At 63.4% G+C, this 1,335-nt stretch carries 1 protein-coding gene; it reads right to left on the bottom strand.

The genetic code is table 11. From position 1 onward, the window contains the following. Positions 1 to 188: 188 nt before the first annotated feature. Positions 189 to 1,271 carry an IS110 family transposase gene (locus LWH48_RS18070; protein WP_232913670.1) on the bottom strand — a complete coding sequence of 361 codons (1,083 nt, stop codon included), beginning with the start codon at positions 1,269 to 1,271 and terminating at the stop codon, positions 189 to 191. Positions 1,272 to 1,335 lie beyond the last annotated feature (64 nt).

Below are 1,335 nucleotides of genomic sequence, written 5' to 3'. Positions count from 1 at the left end.
GCCTCTGGCCTCGATGAGTATCCGCGCGCACCGTCCTTATCATCCCTTAGGCTTCGTGAGCCGGTGGGTTCATCAGGTTTTCAGCACGCCGGTCTGACCTGTCGTGACATCGCGTGATCGTTGCCTTCGCAACCTGGGCGGGAACCTCCGTCAGTGAATGTTCAACGTGATGCGGCTGTCATCATCACTTAGCCATGGCAGTCGATGGGCTGTGGCCGGTACTGCTCGCCGCGGGCGACGATCACCCAGGCGATGCGTACTAGCTTGTTGGCCAGCGCAATCACCGTCTTGTTGTGTCCGGCGCGGGCCTTGAGGCGCACCACCCAGCGGCTGAGGGCGTCCTCCTTGCCTTCCGCGCATCGCAACACGGCCTGCGCGCCGTTGACGACTTGGGATCGCACATAGCGATCGCCACGCTTACTGATGCCCAGCAGGACATCGCGGCCGCCCGTGCTGTACTGCCTGGGTACCAGGCCCAGCGCGGCAGACGCGTCCCGACCGCGTGAAAACTGGCGGCCATCGCCCATCCAGCCCTGGAGCACGCTGGCAACGATGGGCCCGACCCCCGGCATCTCGCATAACCGTCGACAGGTCGCATCTTCCCGCGCATGGCACTGAAGCTGCGTGTCGTACCACGCCAGCTCGTCGAGCAGCACCAGGTAGCGCTGATAGACGCGCTCCAACAGCTGGCGTGCCGTGATACTCAGGCCGTTCTCCGCATCTTCCAGAATCCTCGGGATGCCACGCCGCAGCGCTGTAACGCCTTGAGGCAGCACCACCCCGCGCTCAGCCAGCAGAGCACGAATCCGGTTGCCGAGCCGGGTCTGCTCCTCCTTCAGCTGCCGGCGCTGCTGAACGATCAGCAGAGCGTCCTGCTGCTCAACCGTCTTGACGGCTACCGGTCGGATACGGCCATGCTGAGCGGCTTCTGCCAGTGCCAAGGCATCGTTGTAGTCGTTCTTCTGGCCGCGCAGATACGCCTTCACATGCGCCGGCGGGTACAGCACCACCTGGTGCCCTTGTTGCTGTAGCTGGCGGGCCACATGGTGGGCGCCCGAGCACGCTTCCAGCGCGATTAAACAGGGATCCTGCTGGGCCAGGAAGGGCAAGAGTTTCGAGCGGGTCAGCGTCTTGCGCCATAGCTTTCGCCCCTGACCACTCAGGGCCACCACCGCGTTGCTGGACTTTGCCAGGTCCAGGCCGATGACAGTATGCTGATTCATGGTCTCCTCCTTCGGATCGCCCGATCCTTGAATGGATGTCTCTTCCATTCTGGCGCATTGCGACGCCGCTAAAGAGGGAGGAGACCATCTCATCATCCCTGGGCGCTACCGA

This window comes from Halomonas sp. G15 (assembly GCF_021282295.1).
Lineage (GTDB): Bacteria > Pseudomonadota > Gammaproteobacteria > Pseudomonadales > Halomonadaceae > Halomonas > Halomonas alimentaria.
This window is presented reverse-complemented; position numbering and strand designations above follow the sequence as displayed.

What these genes read in the sequence shown, in the direction of transcription:
- LWH48_RS18070 (WP_232913670.1), bottom strand. Translation starts at nt 1,271, where the DNA reads ATGGAAGAGACATCCATTCAAGGATCGGGCGATCCGAAGGAGGAGACC.